Raw genomic sequence first — 17,876 nt, forward strand, 5'->3', positions numbered from 1 at the left:
CCTAAAATGTGATAAGATAGGGGTATGAATCTGAAAGTCAAACAAAAAATACCTTTAAAAATCAAGCGGATGGGCATCAATGGTGAGGGAATCGGCTTCTACCAGAAAACTCTCGTTTTTGTGCCTGGCGCCCTCAAAGGAGAAGATATCTATTGTCAGATTACTTCTATTAAACGTAACTTTGTTGAAGCCAAATTACTAAAGGTTAATAAGAAGTCTAAATTTCGAGTCGTACCAACTTGTACGATTTATAATGAATGTGGTGGTTGCCAAATCATGCACCTCCACTATGATAAACAGTTAGAGTTCAAAACGGATCTGCTTCACCAAGCCCTGAAAAAATTCGCTCCTGCGGGATATGAAAACTATGAAATCCGTCCAACTATCGGAATGCAGGAACCAAAGTACTACCGTGCTAAGTTGCAATTTCAGACTCGAAAATTTAAAAATCAGGTCAAGGCAGGTTTGTATGCGCAAAACTCTCATTACCTCGTAGAGTTGAAAGACTGCTTGGTGCAAGATAAGGAAACCCAAGTGATTGCTAATCGCCTAGCTGAACTTCTTACTTACCACCAAATCCCCATCACCGATGAGAGAAAAACGCTCGGCGTTCGCACTATCATGGTACGTCGAGCAAGAAAAACGGGGCAAGTTCAGATAATCATTGTCACGAATCGCCAGCTTAATTTAACCCAGCTGGTAAGAGACTTAGTTAAAGATTTTCCAGAAGTTGTCACAGTTGCAGTCAATACAAATACAGCAAAAACAAGTGAAATCTATGGTGAAAAGACGGAAATTATCTGGGGCCAAGAGAGTATTCAAGAAGGAGTACTCGACTATGAGTTTTCTCTCTCCCCTCGAGCTTTCTATCAGCTTAATCCTGAGCAGACAGAAATTCTCTATAGTGAAGCAGTTAAGGCACTGGATGTCAGCAAAGAGGAGCATCTGATTGATGCCTATTGCGGTGTTGGGACGATCGGATTTGCCTTCGCAAATAAGGTCAAGAGTCTCAGAGGGATGGATATTATTCCAGAAGCCATAGAAGATGCTAAGCGAAATGCTAAAAAAATGGGATTTGACAATACCCATTATGAAGCGGGAACAGCAGAAGAGATTATTCCACGCTGGTATCAAGAAGGCTACCGAGCAGATGCCTTGATAGTTGACCCTCCTCGTACAGGCTTAGATGATAAGCTGTTGGATACCATCCTGACCTATGTTCCAGAAAAAATGGTCTATGTATCCTGCAATGTTTCGACCTTAGCGCGAGATTTAGTTAAACTGGTAAAAGTCTATGATCTCCAGTATATCCAGTCAGTTGATATGTTTCCCCACACTGCACGGACAGAAGCAGTTGTTAAGTTAGTGAAGAAAAGAAAAAATCAAATTCACTGAAAAAAAGATCTTGACAAAGTAGGAAAAGTAGGTATAATAGAAAGAGTTGAAAAGCTCAAGGTCCGTTGGTCAAGGGGTTAAGACACCGCCTTTTCACGGCGGTAACACGGGTTCGAATCCCGTACGGACTATGAGTGTATCACAGGTGAGAAAAAAAGTAAAAAAAAGTTTCAAAAAAGTGTTGACATAGGTCAGCAGCTGTGATATACTAATATAGTTGTCGCTTGAGAGAGATTGAGTGACAAAGACCTTTGAAAACTGAACAAGACGAACCAATGTGCAGGGCACTATAACTAAGGTTATAGTACTGAACAATGAAAAAACAATAAATCTGTCAGTGACAGAAATGAGTGAGAACTCAAACTTTTAACGAGAGTTTGATCCTGGCTCAGGACGAACGCTGGCGGCGTGCCTAATACATGCAAGTAGAACGCTGAAGAGAGGAGCTTGCTCTTCTTGGATGAGTTGCGAACGGGTGAGTAACGCGTAGGTAACCTGCCTGGTAGCGGGGGATAACTATTGGAAACGATAGCTAATACCGCATAAAATGGATTATCGCATGATAATCCATTGAAAGGTGCAAATGCATCACTACCAGATGGACCTGCGTTGTATTAGCTAGTTGGTGGGGTAACGGCTCACCAAGGCGACGATACATAGCCGACCTGAGAGGGTGATCGGCCACACTGGGACTGAGACACGGCCCAGACTCCTACGGGAGGCAGCAGTAGGGAATCTTCGGCAATGGACGGAAGTCTGACCGAGCAACGCCGCGTGAGTGAAGAAGGTTTTCGGATCGTAAAGCTCTGTTGTAAGAGAAGAACGAGTGTGAGAGTGGAAAGTTCACACTGTGACGGTATCTTACCAGAAAGGGACGGCTAACTACGTGCCAGCAGCCGCGGTAATACGTAGGTCCCGAGCGTTGTCCGGATTTATTGGGCGTAAAGCGAGCGCAGGCGGTTAGATAAGTCTGAAGTTAAAGGCTGTGGCTTAACCATAGTACGCTTTGGAAACTGTTTAACTTGAGTGCAAGAGGGGAGAGTGGAATTCCATGTGTAGCGGTGAAATGCGTAGATATATGGAGGAACACCGGTGGCGAAAGCGGCTCTCTGGCTTGTAACTGACGCTGAGGCTCGAAAGCGTGGGGAGCAAACAGGATTAGATACCCTGGTAGTCCACGCCGTAAACGATGAGTGCTAGGTGTTAGACCCTTTCCGGGGTTTAGTGCCGCAGCTAACGCATTAAGCACTCCGCCTGGGGAGTACGACCGCAAGGTTGAAACTCAAAGGAATTGACGGGGGCCCGCACAAGCGGTGGAGCATGTGGTTTAATTCGAAGCAACGCGAAGAACCTTACCAGGTCTTGACATCCCTCTGACCGCTCTAGAGATAGAGTTTTCCTTCGGGACAGAGGTGACAGGTGGTGCATGGTTGTCGTCAGCTCGTGTCGTGAGATGTTGGGTTAAGTCCCGCAACGAGCGCAACCCCTATTGTTAGTTGCCATCATTTAGTTGGGCACTCTAGCGAGACTGCCGGTAATAAACCGGAGGAAGGTGGGGATGACGTCAAATCATCATGCCCCTTATGACCTGGGCTACACACGTGCTACAATGGCTGGTACAACGAGTCGCAAGCCGGTGACGGCAAGCTAATCTCTTAAAGCCAGTCTCAGTTCGGATTGTAGGCTGCAACTCGCCTACATGAAGTCGGAATCGCTAGTAATCGCGGATCAGCACGCCGCGGTGAATACGTTCCCGGGCCTTGTACACACCGCCCGTCACACCACGAGAGTTTGTAACACCCGAAGTCGGTGAGGTAACCATTTGGAGCCAGCCGCCTAAGGTGGGATAGATGATTGGGGTGAAGTCGTAACAAGGTAGCCGTATCGGAAGGTGCGGCTGGATCACCTCCTTTCTAAGGATAAGGAACTGCGCATTGGTCTTGTTTAGTCTTGAGAGGTCTTGTGGGGCCTTAGCTCAGCTGGGAGAGCGCCTGCTTTGCACGCAGGAGGTCAGCGGTTCGATCCCGCTAGGCTCCATTGGTGAGAGATCACCAAGTAATGCACATTGAAAATTGAATATCTATATCAAATAGTAACAAGAAAATAAACCGAAACGCTGTAGTATTAATAAGAGTTACTGACTGAAAGGTCAGAAAATAAGGTTAAGTTAATAAGGGCGCACGGTGGATGCCTTGGCACTAGGAGCCGAAGAAGGACGTGACAAACGACGATATGCCTTGGGTAGCTGTAAGTAAGCGATGATCCAGGGATTTCCGAATGGGGGAACCCAACAGGTACTACCTGTTACCCACATCTGTTAAGGATGTGAGGAGGAAGACGCAGTGAACTGAAACATCTAAGTAGCTGCAGGAAGAGAAAGCAAAAGCGATTGCCTTAGTAGCGGCGAGCGAAACGGCAGGAGGGCAAACCGAAGAGTTTACTCTTCGGGGTTGTAGGACTGCAATGTGGACTCAAAGATTATAGAAGAATGATTTGGGAAGATCAGCCAAAGAGAGTAATAGCCTCGTATTTAAAATAGTCTTTGTACCTAGCAGTATCCTGAGTACGGCGGGACACGAGAAATCCCGTCGGAATCTGGGAGGACCATCTCCCAACCCTAAATACTCCCTAGTGACCGATAGTGAACCAGTACCGTGAGGGAAAGGTGAAAAGCACCCCGGGAGGGGAGTGAAATAGAACCTGAAACCGTGTGCCTACAACAAGTTCGAGCCCGTTAATGGGTGAGAGCGTGCCTTTTGTAGAATGAACCGGCGAGTTACGATATGATGCGAGGTTAAGTTGAAGAGACGGAGCCGTAGGGAAACCGAGTCTGAATAGGGCGCATTAGTATCATGTCGTAGACCCGAAACCATGTGACCTACCCATGAGCAGGTTGAAGGTGCGGTAAGACGCACTGGAGGACCGAACCAGGGCACGTTGAAAAGTGCTTGGATGACTTGTGGGTAGCGGAGAAATTCCAAACGAACTTGGAGATAGCTGGTTCTCTCCGAAATAGCTTTAGGGCTAGCGTCGACATCAAGATTCTTGGAGGTAGAGCACTGTTTGGGTGAGGGGTCCATCCCGGATTACCAATCTCAGATAAACTCCGAATGCCAAAGAATTATGGTCGGCAGTCAGACTGCGAGTGCTAAGATCCGTAGTCGAAAGGGAAACAGCCCAGACCACCAGCTAAGGTCCCAAAATAATTGTTAAGTGGAAAAGGATGTGGGGTTGCACAGACAACTAGGATGTTAGCTTAGAAGCAGCTATTCATTCAAAGAGTGCGTAATAGCTCACTAGTCGAGTGACCCTGCGCCGAAAATGTACCGGGGCTAAAACAATTTACCGAAGCTGTGGATACCTTTATAGGTATGGTAGGAGAGCGTTCTATGTGTGGAGAAGGTGTACCGTGAGGAGCGCTGGAACGCATAGAAGTGAGAATGCCGGTATGAGTAGCGAAAGACAGGTGAGAATCCTGTCCACCGTAAGACTAAGGTTTCCAGGGGAAGGCTCGTCCGCCCTGGGTTAGTCGGGACCTAAGGAGAGACCGAAAGGTGTATCCGATGGACAACAGGTTGATATTCCTGTACTAGAGTATGTAGTGATGGAGGGACGCAGTAGGCTAACTAAAGCAGACGAATGGAAGAGTCTGTCTAAGCAGTGAGGTGTGAATTGAGTCAAATGCTTAATTCTATAACATTGAGCTGTGATGGGGAGCGAAGTTTAGTAGCGAAGTTAGTGACGTCACACTGCCAAGAAAAGCTTCTAGCGTTAAACATACTCTACCCGTACCGCAAACCGACACAGGTAGTCGAGGCGAGTAGCCTCAGGTGAGCGAGAGAACTCTCGTTAAGGAACTCGGCAAAATGACCCCGTAACTTCGGGAGAAGGGGTGCTGACTTTAGGTCAGCCGCAGTGAATAGGCCCAAGCAACTGTTTATCAAAAACACAGCTCTCTGCTAAATCGTAAGATGATGTATAGGGGGTGACGCCTGCCCGGTGCTGGAAGGTTAAGAGGAGTGCTTAGAGGTAACTCGAAGGTATGAATTGAAGCCCCAGTAAACGGCGGCCGTAACTATAACGGTCCTAAGGTAGCGAAATTCCTTGTCGGGTAAGTTCCGACCCGCACGAAAGGCGTAATGATTTGGGCACTGTCTCAACGAGAGACTCGGTGAAATTTTAGTACCTGTGAAGATGCAGGTTACCCGCGACAGGACGGAAAGACCCCATGGAGCTTTACTGCAGTTTGATATTGAGTGTCTGTACCACATGTACAGGATAGGTAGGAGTCTAAGAGATCGGGACGCCAGTTTCGAAGGAGACGTTGTTGGGATACTACCCTTGTGTTATGGCCACTCTAACCCGGATAGGTGATCCCTATCGGAGACAGTGTCTGACGGGCAGTTTGACTGGGGCGGTCGCCTCCTAAAAGGTAACGGAGGCGCCCAAAGGTTCCCTCAGAATGGTTGGAAATCATTCGCAGAGTGTAAAGGTATAAGGGAGCTTGACTGCGAGAGCAACAACTCGAGCAGGGACGAAAGTCGGGCTTAGTGATCCGGTGGTTCCGTATGGAAGGGCCATCGCTCAACGGATAAAAGCTACCCTGGGGATAACAGGCTTATCTCCCCCAAGAGTTCACATCGACGGGGAGGTTTGGCACCTCGATGTCGGCTCGTCGCATCCTGGGGCTGTAGTCGGTCCCAAGGGTTGGGCTGTTCGCCCATTAAAGCGGCACGCGAGCTGGGTTCAGAACGTCGTGAGACAGTTCGGTCCCTATCCGTCGCGGGCGTAGGAAATTTGAGAGGATCTGCTCCTAGTACGAGAGGACCAGAGTGGACTTACCGCTGGTGTACCAGTTGTCTTGCCAAAGGCATCGCTGGGTAGCTATGTAGGGAAGGGATAAACGCTGAAAGCATCTAAGTGTGAAACCCACCTCAAGATGAGATTTCCCATGATTATATATCAGTAAGAGCCCTGAGAGATGATCAGGTAGATAGGTTAGAAGTGGAAGTGTGGCGACACATGTAGCGGACTAATACTAATAGCTCGAGGACTTATCCAAAGTAACTGAGGATACGAAGTGTGAGGTTTACTTGATATTTGATAGATATTCAATTTTGAGTAGGTATTACTCAGAGTTAAGTGACGATAGCCTAGGAGATACACCTGTACCCATGCCGAACACAGTAGTTAAGCCCTAGAACGCCGGAAGTAGTTGGGGGTTGCCCCCTGTGAGATATGGAAGTCGCTTAGCTCGAGGGAGTTTAGCTCAGCTGGGAGAGCATCTGCCTTACAAGCAGAGGGTCAGCGGTTCGATCCCGTTAACTCCCATATAGGTCCCGTAGTGTAGCGGTTATCACGTCGCCCTGTCACGGCGAAGATCGCGGGTTCGATTCCCGTCGGGACCGTTTAAGATAACGGAAGTTATTTTAGACTCGTTAGCTCAGTTGGTAGAGCAATTGACTTTTAATCAATGGGTCACTGGTTCGAGCCCAGTACGGGTCATACTTGCGGGTTTGGCGGAATTGGCAGACGCACCAGATTTAGGATCTGGCGCTTAACGGCGTGGGGGTTCAAGTCCCTTAACCCGCATAATAGAAAGTAGCCGGCTTAGCTCAGTTGGTAGAGCATCTGATTTGTAATCAGAGGGTCGCGTGTTCAAGTCATGTAGCCGGCATTTTTTTATATAGAATAAGAGGTCGATGCGAACGTAGTTCAGTGGTAGAACACCACCTTGCCAAGGTGGGGGTCGCGGGTTCGAATCCCGTCGTTCGCTTAGAGAGGCCGGGGTGGCGGAACTGGCAGACGCACAGGACTTAAAATCCTGCGATTGGTAACGATCGTACCGGTTCGATTCCGGTCCTCGGCATATAATGATGAGCACCCTTAGCTCAACTGGATAGAGTACCTGACTACGAATCAGGCGGTTAGAGGTTCGACTCCTCTAGGGTGCATTTTTTCTATTTAACGCGGGAAGTAGCTCAGCTTGGTAGAGTACTTGGTTTGGGACCAAGGTGTCGCAGGTTCGAATCCTGTCTTCCCGATTCATGGCGGTGTAGCTCAGCTGGCTAGAGCGTCCGGTTCATACCCGGGAGGTCGGGGGTTCGATCCCCTTCGCCGCTATAATGATCTTGTTGGACCTTTAGCTCAGCTGGTTAGAGCTCTCGGCTCATAACCGAGTGGTCGTAGGTTCAAGTCCTACAAGGTCCATTGTAAATAATGGAGGATTACCCAAGTCCGGCTGAAGGGAACGGTCTTGAAAACCGTCAGGCGTGTAAAAGCGTGCGTGGGTTCGAATCCCACATCCTCCTTTTATATTAACGCGGGATGGAGCAGCTCGGTAGCTCGTCGGGCTCATAACCCGAAGGTCGTAGGTTCAAATCCTGCTCCCGCAATATTGGCTCGGTAGCTCAGTTGGTAGAGCAATGGATTGAAGCTCCATGTGTCGGCGGTTCGATTCCGTCTCGCGCCATATCTTATTTTATTAAGCGGGTGTAGTTTAGTGGTAAAACTACAGCCTTCCAAGCTGTTGTCGCGAGTTCGATTCTCGTCACCCGCTTTGAACGAAAGTTCATACCAAGTTTTTAAACTTGGGCGCGTAGCTCAGGTGGTTAGAGCGCACGCCTGATAAGCGTGAGGTCGGTGGTTCGAGTCCACTCGTGCCCATTAATAGGAGAATTACTCAAGAGGCTGAAGAGGACGGTTTGCTAAATCGTTAGGTCGGGTAACCGGCGCGGGGGTTCGAATCCCCCATTCTCCGTACTTAGAGAGCTAGTAAGCTCTTTTTTTTTGTGTGTGTATTTCTTTTAAAATAATAGTGAGTAAAAATTTTTAATATAGCAACAGCTTTGCTAGGTTTAGTGCTATAATAGGAATAAAGATTTTGAGATATTAGGTGATTCTATATGGAAAATGGAGTAAAATTTCATAGTATTTTTTATAGATTTATACTATTTATATTTGTAGTGATTCTAACTGGGATTTCGATGATCTTAGATACAACAGAAGCTCAAATTCGCTTTTTAAATCTATCCTTGATTGTTGGGCAAGAGGAGTTGAGGATTGTTACAGTTGTAGTTTTGCTCCTCACTTTTCTTCTATCTTTCTTGTTTAAATGGAAATGTTCAATTCATAAAAAAGGGATTTATCTAAGAAAAATTGATTTATTTGTAGCTTGGGATGAGATTAGAGGTCTTAGCCATGTCTGGATCAATGAATATCATCGTGGACCTCATGGTTTCCTGTTCTATAATCGTAAGACGCTGGTTATTTATAGAGAAAATTATCAACCGATTTGCCTTTATAATATTTCATTATTGGCCTTATATGTGGCTAAATATTATCATCCAAAATTGAAAACCAATATAGTCTTAGCAACGTTGGCAAGTCTCTTCAATATGGCTTTAAATGCATGCTTCTTGTACGAGATGTTTAGTAAAAATTTGGTGAATATAAAAGCTGAAGTCTTTATGTTTTGGCTGCTTTTATATGCTGTTAAAGTTTTTGCGCTGCCATTGATTATGCTTGAATATGAGAATCACTGCTATGGAGCTTCTTTGGTACATAGCACGGCATATAAAAAGAATGCCTCAAAAGCTATCCACCTGTAAATTGTTGATAGGAAGCTAGCTATTTATATATCTGTTACTTTCTACATTCAAACAGCACTATATGCTTGCTAGATGAGATTCTAGACATCATATAGTGCTGTTTGTTAAGTCCAGCTAGTGAGTGAGATTTCACCACTATTGAGCCAGATTTCTGTCTGGTCATCAAGCTGGATAAGGAGTTGTCCTTTGTCGGAGATGTCCTTGGCGACTCCTTTTTTTTCAGTCTGATCTTGGATAAAACTGACCTCTCTTCCTAGAACAAGAGAGTGTTCTTTATAAAGATAGAGTAGTTCTTCGGGTGCTGTTTGGTAGAAACAACGCCAAATTTCTGAGATTAGTTCGTTTCGTGTGATAGGAGCTGGTGGTGTAAAGAGACTTCCAGCTTTTTCTTTTATCTCTTTGGGAAAATCGCTGATGGCAAAGTTGATTCCAACGCCGATAATGACGTCTGTTACTAGGCCTGTTTCCACGGACGTCATGGCTTCGGTGAGGATACCTGCTATTTTTTTATTTTTAAAGTAGATGTCATTTACCCATTTGATACCCACGTCAATCAAGGTGAGGTTTTTAATAGCTTTGTAAATGGCACCTGCTGTAAGTAATGTGTAGGCAGGAAGCTGGTCATAGGTGAGATTTGGCTGAATATGTAATGACATATAAATACCTCCCTGAGCAGGAGAGTAGTAAGGACGTTGAAAGCGACCACGACCTGCTGTTTGACAGGTTGAAAGATAGAGACTATTTCCCTGGCTTCCACCTTCAATACCTTCTTTTGCATCTGTTTGAGTAGATTTTGTTTCAGGTTTGTAGCGAATGGTTAAGTTGGTGTTCTCTTGAATCAATTCAGGCAATATCAAATCGCCTTGAATAAGCTTGTAGCCTCTATTTTTAATACTGTCAATCACGAGTCCTTCTTGTTGGAGGCGTTGAATAGCCTTCCAAACAGAGGTGCGGGAGAGTTCGAGTTTTTCGGCTATTTTTTCTCCGCTAACATAGTCGTTTTCTCTAGCTAATATTTGGTAGACTAGTTGGTGTGATTTCATTGATTTTCCTTTCTAGCTAAGAGGGAGTGAGAGAGTTCTTTTCGAGCTTGACTCGGTGTTTTATGAAAGAACTGCTTGTAAGCTTTCGAGAAATGGAGAGGATCTGAGAAACCCACGGAGTATGCAATGACTTTAATAGATTCTTCAGTATGTTCCAGAAGTTGTTGTGCACGATGCATTCGAACGTAGAGTAGATATTCTTTTGGAGAGAGTTGGTGAAATTCTTTAAATACACTAGTTAAGTAACTTCTATGAACCGATAGCTCTTTTGCTAAATCTTGAATGGTGAGCGATTGTGGATAGTGACTATCTATCAATCGTTTGCAGTCAAGATAGAGTTGGTGGGTTGATGAAATATTCTCTTTTTTTTGATTGGGGGCAATCGTTCCTAGATGAAACATTAGTTCATGGAGTTGTCCCATGATATGGAGTTGAGCCAATTCATTTGATTTTGTAATCTGAGCGAAACGGACAATATTTTCAATGAGTTTTGCAGTTGTCTGGGTATGACATTTTTCTGATTGGATTAGGTAGGATTGGTCAGAAATTTGAGATAGAGCAAAGTAGTCGGGTGCTCTCCCACCAGAGATTCCCAACCAGTAGTAAGCCCAAGGATCCTGGCTATCTGCTTGATAGAATGTTAATTCATCTGGTTTTAGTAAAAAGAAATCTCCTGCCTTTAAATCAACAATTTTACCCTTATAATGGAATTGCCCTTTTCCTTTAGTAATGTAATGGAGTACATAGGTATCTCGAATAGCTGGGCCAAAAGAGTAGTTGGGCGTGCATTCTTCATAGCCGTAAAAGCTAAGAGAAAGATCAATTGTTCCAGTCTGGTATTCTGAAAAAACGAGCATGTGCCACCTCCTACCTAACATTTTACCATACTTTGTAGACATTTCTCTATTTTGGAAAGCGCTTTTATGTGATAAAATTTTATCAAGAAATCGAAGAGGTACAATTTATGGGAATTCGGATAGAGAATAATCTATTTTACGTTGAGAGTAAAGGTTTAAGTTTAATTATTGAAAATAGGGATGGGTTCTTATTATTAAAACATTTAGGAAAGACTATTAAGGACTATAGAGGTTCTAATAGTGTTTATGAACGCGATCATGCTTTTTCTGGTAATCCAACAGCTACCAATCGAACCTTTAGTTTGGATACGCAACGTCAAATTTTTGGACAACATGGTTTGGGTGACTTTAGAAAACCAACTTTACTGGTTCAACATGATGCAACTGAAGTAACAGACTTTCGATTTGTAGAAGCAAAGATTTTAAAAGGTCAGAATGGTCCACAGGGCTTACCTTCTCCTCACAGCATGGATGCTACAGAGACGCTTGCCTTGATTTTAAAAGATTCTAAGGCTCAACTTAGTCTGACTTTGTATTATACAGCTTTTGATAATGATGCGACAATTGCTAGCTACAGCAAATTGGAGAATAATAGTAATCAGGAAGTTGTCATCCACAAAGACTTTTCTTTTATGGCTGATTTTCCTGCTGCAGCTTACGAAATAGTGACTTTACAGGGAGCTTATGCTCGTGAAAAGACTGTTCGACGTCAACAGGTAGAACAAGGGATCTTTTCGATTAGTTCGAACCGTGGAGCTTCTGGGCATGCTCAAACACCAGCTCTTCTATTATGTGATCAAGGAGTTACAGAGGATGCTGGGAATGTGTTTGCTCTGCAACTACTGTATAGTGGAAACTTCGAAGCTTTTGTCCAAAAGAATCAGTTGAATGAAGTTCGGGTGGCTATTGGGATTAATCCAGAAAATTTTTCTTGGAAGTTAGATCCTGAGGAAAACTTTGAAACACCGGTAGCTTTAGTGACCTATTCAGACAAGGGATTAACTGGTATTAGTCATGAAAGTCAGAATTTTGTACTTAAGCACATTATGCCAAGTAAATTTTCTAAAAAAGAGCGTCCAATTCTAATCAATAACTGGGAAGCTACCTACTTTGACTTTCAGAGAGAAAAACTGTTAGAGTTGGCAGATGAGGCTAAGAAAGTTGGAATTGAACTTTTTGTATTAGATGATGGGTGGTTTGGCGATCGCTTTGATGATAATCGTGCTTTAGGTGATTGGGTTGTGAATGAGAAAAAACTGGGTGGAAGTCTAGAAAGTCTGATTTCAGCTATCCATGAAAGAGGTTTGCAGTTTGGGCTTTGGTTAGAACCGGAGATGATTTCTGTTGATAGCGACTTGTATCGTAAACATCCTGACTGGGCTATTCAGGTTTCAGGATATGATCATACTTACTCTCGAAATCAATTAGTACTTAATCTTGCAAATTCTCAGGTAATAGAATATTTGAAAAATGTTTTAGATGAACTCCTCTCTCATCATGATATTGACTACATCAAATGGGATATGAACCGCAATATCACTAATCTGGGGAATGGCTCAGCATACTTGGATACTCAGATGCAGTCTCATCAGTATATGTTGGGGCTTTACGAACTCGTTTCTTATCTGACAGAGAAACACAGTCATATTCTCTTTGAGTCCTGCTCTGGTGGCGGTGGCAGAAATGATCTTGGTATGATGCGTTATTTCCCACAAGTCTGGGCTAGTGATAATACTGATGCTATTGCACGCTTACCAATCCAATACGGTTCATCCTATCTCTATCCAACCATTTCTATGGGGGCTCATGTGTCAGCAGTACCAAATCATCAGATGGGACGAATGACACCATTGGAAACTCGCGGTCATGTAGCAATGATGGGGAATCTGGGTTATGAGCTTGATTTGACAAGTTTATCAGATGAAGAGAAGGCTGAGATCGCTAATCAGGTGAACTTGTATAAAGAATTGCGGCCAGTAGTCCAGTTGGGAAACCAGTATAGGTTAATCAATCCCGATGCTGAATCCAATGAAGCAGCTGTACAATTTAACTATGGAAATCAAACAATTGTAACCTACGCCCGAATCTTATCAGTTGTAGAGACCATGGAAACAACTTTAAAGTTAAAAGATTTGGATGAAGAGGGACGGTATGAATTACAGGAAAATGGTGTAGTTTACTCAGGTGCAGAACTCATGTATGCGGGTATTACTATGGAGCTTCCGCAGGGAGATTATCTCAGCAGGCAGTTACATTTCATTAGAAGATAAGGAGATAAAATCATGAGATGGTATAAAAAGATGAGCTTAATTGCTACTACAGGACTCTGCCTTTTGGGACTGTCAGCTTGTAGTAGTCAAGAGGGGTCAACTGATGGCAAGGTAACGATTGAGTTTTTTAACCAGAAGACCGAGATGGCAGATACCTTGCAAAGGATAGTGGATGATTTTGAGAAGGAACATCCTAATATTGATGTGAAGTTGACTACAGTACCTTCAGCTGGAATTGTTCTAAAGACTCGGATTTTATCAGGAGATGTTCCAGATATTATTAATATCTATCCTCAAAATATGGATTTTCAGGAGTGGGCAAAGGCAGGCTATTTTGCAGATATGACAGGAAAACCCTATCTTGAGAACATCAAGAATGACTATGCCGAAAAGTATGCAATCAATAACAAGATTTATAGTGTGCCTTTAACGGCCAACCTTTATGGAATCTATTACAATAAAACGAAGTTTAAAGAATTAGGACTTGAGGAACCGACGACTTTTAAAGAGTTTCAAGAGATTGTTAAAAAGATAAAAGATAGTGGGAATTCTCCGTTTGCGGTTGCAGGCAATGAAGGCTGGACATTAAATGGTTACCACCAACTTTCTCTCATTACTCTTACGGGTAGTGGAGACGCGGCTAATAATTACCTTCGCTTTTCAAAACCAAACGCCATCTCTGCAGATGATGCTATTTTAAAAGCAGATGCAGAACGACTCGATTTATTAGCAGATAATGCTCAAGATGGTTGGCGTGGTGCCTCTTATAATGATGCGGTGGTAGCATTTTCGAGTGGAAAAGCCTTGATGATGCCACAAGGATCATGGGCATTAGCCGCAATTAATCAACAGGATCCAAAATTTGAGGTGGGGATGTTTGCTTTTCCTGGAGAAGAAGTAGGAAAAGAAGTCACTGTTGGTGCAGGGGATATGGCATTATCAACTTCAGCTACTACCAAACACCCTAAGGAAACCGAAGAATTTATCAGCTATATGACTAGTCCAAAAGCTATGCAGTCATACTATGATGTAGATGGATCACCTGTTGCGGTAAAAGGCATACAGGAAAAAGAAGATTCAGCGCTTGCAGCTATTTCTAAACTGGCATTTACGGACAAACATTATGTTTGGTTGGGCCAACGCTGGAACTCTGAAGAAGACTTTTTTAATCTAAGTACAGGTTACCTGATGGATAAAAATCTGAAAAATATGGCAAACAATCTCAATGCTTTCTTTAATCCAATGAAGGCAGATTTGGACTAGAATAGGAGTTAAGATGATATGGCTATTCGAAAATTTTTAAATAAATACTGGGGTTGGACATTTTTGCTTATCCCGCTTGCTTTACAAGCGATCTTCTTTTACTTTCCAATGGTACAAGGTGCTTTCTATAGTTTGACTAACTGGACTGGATTGACCTATAATTACAAATTTGTTGGTTTGAATAACTACAAATTGCTTATGATTGATGGGAAATTCTTCACAGCGATTGCTTTTACTTTGATTTTAACTCTGGCATTGATTGTTGGGGAAATTGTGATTGGGATGATTGTGGCGCGTGCCTTGAATGCTAAAATGAAGGGGCAAACCTTCTTCCGTGCCTGGTTCTTCTTTCCAGCTGTTTTGTCAGGTTTGACAGTTTCCTTGATTTTCAAACAATTCTTCAACTATGGTCTTCCAACGATTGGAAAAATTTTAGGAATTAGCTTTTTACAAGAGAGTCTATTAGGAACACCTGTCGGAGCGGTAGTAGCAACTATTTTTGTTCTTCTATGGCAAGGAGTAGCAATGCCAATTATTCTCTTTCTTGCGGGTCTTCAGAGTATTCCAAATGATATTTTAGAGGCAGCGTCAATTGATGGTGCAACCAGTAAACAAACCTTTTGGAAGATTGAATTACCCTATTTGCTGCCAACGATTTCTATGGTTTTTATTCTGGCTCTTAAGTCCGGTTTGACAGCCTTTGACCAGATTTTTGCATTGACGAGTGGTGGCCCAAATAATGCTACAACGTCTCTTGGACTTTTAGTCTACAATTATGCCTTCAAGAGTAACCAATATGGATATGCGAATGCAATTGCCTTGATTTTATTCTTAATTATTGGAATTGTTTCTATTATCCAAATCAAACTATCAAAGAAATTTGAAATCTAATAGAGGAGTCCTACACATGAAAAAAGAAGAAAAATTGAATCAGTTTTGGAAATATATCCTCTTGATAGTCGGTGGTATTCTTATACTTGTTCCTTTGTTGGTAACGGTATTTAGTTCTTTCAAGACAACCAAGGATATCATGAATCATTTCTTTAGTTTGCCTAATCCTTTTACCTTAAGTAATTATGAACGCTTGATTTCGGATGGGATTGGAGGCTATTTCTGGAATTCAGCAGTTATTACGGTGTTATCATTGATTGTAGTAGCTTTCTTTATACCAGCTGCAGCTTATTCCATTGCCCGAAATATGTCCAAGAAAAAAGCCTTTGCAATTATGTATTCGCTCTTGATTTTAGGGATATTTGTTCCATTTCAGGTGATTATGATTCCCATCACAGTTATGATGAGTAAACTCGGTCTAGCAAATATGTGGGGGCTAGTAATACTCTACCTAACTTATGCTATTCCACAGACTCTTTTCTTGTATGTTGGTTATATAAAAATCAGTGTACCAGATAGTTTGGATGAAGCTGCGGAAATTGATGGGGCTGATCGTTTTACAACTTATCGTCGAATCATTTTTCCAATGCTGAAGCCCATGCATGCGACAACTTTGATTATCAATGCTCTCTGGTTCTGGAATGACTTTATGTTGCCACTGTTGATTCTGAATAAGGATTCCAAGATGTGGACTTTACCTCTCTTCCAATACAACTACCAAGGTCAGTACTTCAATGACTATGGCCCAAGTTTTGCATCTTATATTGTGGGAATTGTAACGATAACCATTGTCTACCTCATCTTCCAAAAACATATCATTTCAGGAATGAGTAACGGGGCAGTGAAGTAAGAAAGTGCTTAGGAAATCTATAATTTCAGATACAGAGGAACAGTTCAGTTTGTTGCCAATTCTATGTAGAAAAAAGTAGTACTTTGTAGCTTGCAGTCTATATTAGTACGAGTTCGATGTGAACAAAAATCTAAAAATATCTTTCATTTACGAAGCCAGGTCATATGAGACTTGGCTTTCATTAGAAAAAGGAGACCATCTATGTCCATTCAAAATAAAACTATGTTGATTACTTACTCAGATAGTCTTGGAAATAACCTTAAAGACTTATATGCGAATTTGGAAGAACATTTTGGCGATGCTATTGGGGGAGTTCACCTTCTACCATTTTTCCCATCAACAGGTGATCGTGGATTTGCACCGGTTGACTATGATGAAGTGGATTCAGCGTTTGGTGATTGGGAGGATGTTAAGCGTTTAGGTGAGAAATATTATCTTATGTTTGACTTTATGATTAACCATATTTCTCGTCAATCGAAATATTATAAGGACTATCAAGAAAAACATGAAGCTAGTGAATTCAAAGATCTCTTTCTAAACTGGGATAAGTTTTGGCCGGAAAATCGTCCGACACAGGCTGATGTGGATTTAATTTACAAGCGTAAGGATCGTGCACCAAAGCAAGAGATTCTTTTTGCAGATGGTTCAGTAGAACATTTGTGGAATACCTTTGGTGAGGAGCAGATTGATCTTGATGTGACCAAAGAAGTAACGATGGCATTTATCCGTAAGACGATTCAACATCTAGCAAGTAACGGGTGTGACTTGATTCGTCTAGATGCCTTTGCTTATGCAGTGAAGAAATTGGATACCAATGATTTCTTTGTGGAACCAGATATTTGGAATTTATTGGACAAAGTTCGAGATATCGCTGCTGAGTATGGGACAGAGCTCTTACCTGAGATTCATGAACACTATTCGATTCAGTTTAAAATAGCGGACCATGATTACTATGTTTACGATTTTGCCCTTCCAATGGTGACTCTTTATACTCTTTACAGTTCCAGAACAGAGCGCTTGGCTAAGTGGTTAAAGATGAGCCCGATGAAGCAATTTACGACACTAGATACCCATGATGGGATTGGAGTGGTGGATGTCAAGGATATCCTGACCGATGAGGAAATTGACTATGCTTCAAATGAGCTCTATAAGGTTGGAGCGAATGTCAAACGTAAGTACTCTAGTGCAGAGTATAACAATCTAGATATCTACCAAATCAATTCAACCTACTATTCTGCGCTTGGAGATGATGATGTCAAGTACTTCCTCGCTCGTCTGATTCAAGCTTTTGCTCCAGGCATTCCTCAGGTTTACTATGTGGGTCTATTAGCAGGAAAAAATGACTTGAAATTATTAGAAGAAACCAAAGAAGGTCGAAATATTAATCGTCATTACTATAGCAATGAGGAAATAGCAGAAGAAGTTCAACGTCCTGTGGTGAAGTCTCTTCTCAATCTATTTTCTTTCCGTAATCAATCAGAGGCCTTTGACCTAGAAGGGACTATTGACGTTGAAACACCAACAGCTCACAGCATTGTAATCAAACGTCAAAATAAAGACAAGTCCGTAACAGCAGTAGCAGAAATTGATTTGCAAAGTCAGACTTATCAAGTATTAGAAAACGGCAGAAAAATTCAGTTCTAGTGCTATATTAATGAAACAGTTTTTTTGTGGCGAAAACGTGTTCATTGTTCCCA

Annotated in this window: 9 protein-coding genes, 19 tRNA genes and 3 rRNA genes; 29 read left to right on the forward strand and 2 right to left on the reverse strand. The window is 42.7% G+C overall.

Annotation, left to right across the window (positions count from 1 at the left end; all coding sequences use genetic code 11):
• Positions 1-24 precede the first annotated feature (24 nt).
• The 24 genes from rlmD to ACVX3R_RS02155 all read left to right on the forward strand — a co-directional run bounded on the left by rlmD (position 25) and on the right by ACVX3R_RS02155 (position 9,005).
• Entirely contained in the window at positions 25-1,395 is a 1,371-nt protein-coding gene (gene rlmD / locus ACVX3R_RS02040) for a 23S rRNA (uracil(1939)-C(5))-methyltransferase RlmD (protein WP_458795283.1), read from the forward strand.
• A 59-nt stretch (positions 1,396-1,454) separates the two neighbouring features.
• Positions 1,455-1,526 (forward strand) — tRNA-Glu (locus ACVX3R_RS02045).
• Positions 1,527-1,760: 234 nt separating this feature from the next.
• Positions 1,761-3,308, forward strand: a 16S ribosomal RNA gene (locus tag ACVX3R_RS02050).
• A gap of 51 nt (positions 3,309-3,359) precedes the next feature.
• Positions 3,360-3,432, forward strand: a tRNA-Ala gene (locus ACVX3R_RS02055).
• 123 nt (positions 3,433-3,555) lie between these two features.
• Positions 3,556-6,457, forward strand: a 23S ribosomal RNA gene (locus tag ACVX3R_RS02060).
• 76 nt (positions 6,458-6,533) lie between these two features.
• Positions 6,534-6,649: ribosomal RNA gene (rrf, locus tag ACVX3R_RS02065) — 5S ribosomal RNA — on the forward strand.
• The 16S, 23S and 5S rRNA genes sit together here with 19 tRNA genes alongside, the layout of an rRNA operon.
• A gap of 4 nt (positions 6,650-6,653) precedes the next feature.
• Positions 6,654-6,726, forward strand: a tRNA-Val gene (locus tag ACVX3R_RS02070).
• Between the two features lie 4 nt (positions 6,727-6,730).
• A tRNA-Asp gene (locus ACVX3R_RS02075) sits at positions 6,731-6,803 on the forward strand.
• A 24-nt stretch (positions 6,804-6,827) separates the two neighbouring features.
• Positions 6,828-6,900, forward strand: a tRNA-Lys gene (locus ACVX3R_RS02080).
• Between the two features lie 5 nt (positions 6,901-6,905).
• Positions 6,906-6,987, forward strand: a tRNA-Leu gene (locus tag ACVX3R_RS02085).
• A gap of 12 nt (positions 6,988-6,999) precedes the next feature.
• Positions 7,000-7,072, forward strand: a tRNA-Thr gene (locus ACVX3R_RS02090).
• 27 nt (positions 7,073-7,099) lie between these two features.
• Positions 7,100-7,171 (forward strand) — tRNA-Gly (locus ACVX3R_RS02095).
• A 7-nt stretch (positions 7,172-7,178) separates the two neighbouring features.
• Positions 7,179-7,264 (forward strand) — tRNA-Leu (locus tag ACVX3R_RS02100).
• 11 nt (positions 7,265-7,275) lie between these two features.
• A tRNA-Arg gene (locus ACVX3R_RS02105) sits at positions 7,276-7,349 on the forward strand.
• Between the two features lie 16 nt (positions 7,350-7,365).
• Positions 7,366-7,439 (forward strand) — tRNA-Pro (locus tag ACVX3R_RS02110).
• A gap of 5 nt (positions 7,440-7,444) precedes the next feature.
• Positions 7,445-7,518 (forward strand) — tRNA-Met (locus ACVX3R_RS02115).
• A 13-nt stretch (positions 7,519-7,531) separates the two neighbouring features.
• A tRNA-Ile gene (locus tag ACVX3R_RS02120) sits at positions 7,532-7,605 on the forward strand.
• An 11-nt stretch (positions 7,606-7,616) separates the two neighbouring features.
• Positions 7,617-7,706 (forward strand) — tRNA-Ser (locus ACVX3R_RS02125).
• 10 nt (positions 7,707-7,716) lie between these two features.
• Positions 7,717-7,790: transfer RNA gene (locus ACVX3R_RS02130), tRNA-Met, on the forward strand.
• A gap of 4 nt (positions 7,791-7,794) precedes the next feature.
• A tRNA-Phe gene (locus ACVX3R_RS02135) sits at positions 7,795-7,867 on the forward strand.
• Between the two features lie 16 nt (positions 7,868-7,883).
• A tRNA-Gly gene (locus ACVX3R_RS02140) sits at positions 7,884-7,954 on the forward strand.
• A 33-nt stretch (positions 7,955-7,987) separates the two neighbouring features.
• Positions 7,988-8,061, forward strand: a tRNA-Ile gene (locus ACVX3R_RS02145).
• A 6-nt stretch (positions 8,062-8,067) separates the two neighbouring features.
• A tRNA-Ser gene (locus tag ACVX3R_RS02150) sits at positions 8,068-8,155 on the forward strand.
• Between the two features lie 145 nt (positions 8,156-8,300).
• A complete protein-coding gene (locus ACVX3R_RS02155; protein ID WP_000427379.1) occupies positions 8,301-9,005 on the forward strand; it encodes a hypothetical protein in 705 nt (234 codons plus the stop codon).
• A 104-nt stretch (positions 9,006-9,109) separates the two neighbouring features.
• Here the strand turns inward: ACVX3R_RS02155 and birA are convergent, their stop codons facing one another.
• Together birA and ACVX3R_RS02165 are read right to left on the reverse strand one after the other, a co-directional pair.
• Entirely contained in the window at positions 9,110-10,048 is a 939-nt protein-coding gene (gene birA, locus ACVX3R_RS02160; RefSeq protein WP_458795284.1) for a bifunctional biotin--[acetyl-CoA-carboxylase] ligase/biotin operon repressor BirA, read from the reverse strand.
• Complete coding sequence (locus tag ACVX3R_RS02165) at positions 10,045-10,905, reverse strand: AraC family transcriptional regulator (RefSeq protein ID WP_458795285.1); 861 nt, start codon at positions 10,903-10,905, stop codon at positions 10,045-10,047. Before ACVX3R_RS02165 ends, birA begins: the two co-directional genes overlap by 4 nt.
• A 107-nt stretch (positions 10,906-11,012) precedes the next feature.
• Between ACVX3R_RS02165 and ACVX3R_RS02170 the strand changes: the two genes are divergently transcribed.
• The 5 genes from ACVX3R_RS02170 to gtfA all read left to right on the forward strand — a co-directional run bounded on the left by ACVX3R_RS02170 (position 11,013) and on the right by gtfA (position 17,823).
• Entirely contained in the window at positions 11,013-13,175 is a 2,163-nt protein-coding gene (locus ACVX3R_RS02170; protein WP_458795666.1) for an alpha-galactosidase, read from the forward strand.
• 12 nt (positions 13,176-13,187) lie between these two features.
• Positions 13,188-14,438, forward strand: coding sequence for an extracellular solute-binding protein (locus tag ACVX3R_RS02175; protein WP_458795286.1), 1,251 nt, complete (start codon positions 13,188-13,190; stop codon positions 14,436-14,438).
• 18 nt (positions 14,439-14,456) lie between these two features.
• The gene (locus ACVX3R_RS02180; protein ID WP_458795287.1) at positions 14,457-15,329 is read left to right on the forward strand and encodes a carbohydrate ABC transporter permease; all 873 of its coding nucleotides are present in this window, start codon (positions 14,457-14,459) and stop codon (positions 15,327-15,329) included.
• A gap of 16 nt (positions 15,330-15,345) precedes the next feature.
• Entirely contained in the window at positions 15,346-16,179 is an 834-nt protein-coding gene (locus tag ACVX3R_RS02185; RefSeq protein WP_458795288.1) for a carbohydrate ABC transporter permease, read from the forward strand.
• Positions 16,180-16,380: 201 nt separating this feature from the next.
• Positions 16,381-17,823: a sucrose phosphorylase gene (gene gtfA / locus ACVX3R_RS02190; protein ID WP_458795289.1), complete on the forward strand. Its 1,443-nt coding sequence runs from the start codon at positions 16,381-16,383 to the stop codon at positions 17,821-17,823.
• Positions 17,824-17,876: the final 53 nt, after the last annotated feature.

This window comes from Streptococcus sp. 517s, from assembly GCF_054445985.1.

Coding starts and splice junctions, on each gene's coding strand:
- ACVX3R_RS02165 (WP_458795285.1), bottom strand. CDS start 10,905: ATGCTCGTTTTTTCAGAATACCAGACTGGAACAATTGATCTTTCTCTT.
- ACVX3R_RS02175 (WP_458795286.1), top strand. CDS start 13,188: ATGAGATGGTATAAAAAGATGAGCTTAATTGCTACTACAGGACTCTGC.
- rlmD (WP_458795283.1), top strand. CDS start 25: ATGAATCTGAAAGTCAAACAAAAAATACCTTTAAAAATCAAGCGGATG.
- ACVX3R_RS02155 (WP_000427379.1), top strand. CDS start 8,301: ATGGAAAATGGAGTAAAATTTCATAGTATTTTTTATAGATTTATACTA.
- gtfA (WP_458795289.1), top strand. CDS start 16,381: ATGTCCATTCAAAATAAAACTATGTTGATTACTTACTCAGATAGTCTT.
- ACVX3R_RS02185 (WP_458795288.1), top strand. CDS start 15,346: ATGAAAAAAGAAGAAAAATTGAATCAGTTTTGGAAATATATCCTCTTG.
- birA (WP_458795284.1), bottom strand. CDS start 10,048: ATGAAATCACACCAACTAGTCTACCAAATATTAGCTAGAGAAAACGAC.
- ACVX3R_RS02170 (WP_458795666.1), top strand. CDS start 11,013: ATGGGAATTCGGATAGAGAATAATCTATTTTACGTTGAGAGTAAAGGT.
- ACVX3R_RS02180 (WP_458795287.1), top strand. CDS start 14,457: ATGGCTATTCGAAAATTTTTAAATAAATACTGGGGTTGGACATTTTTG.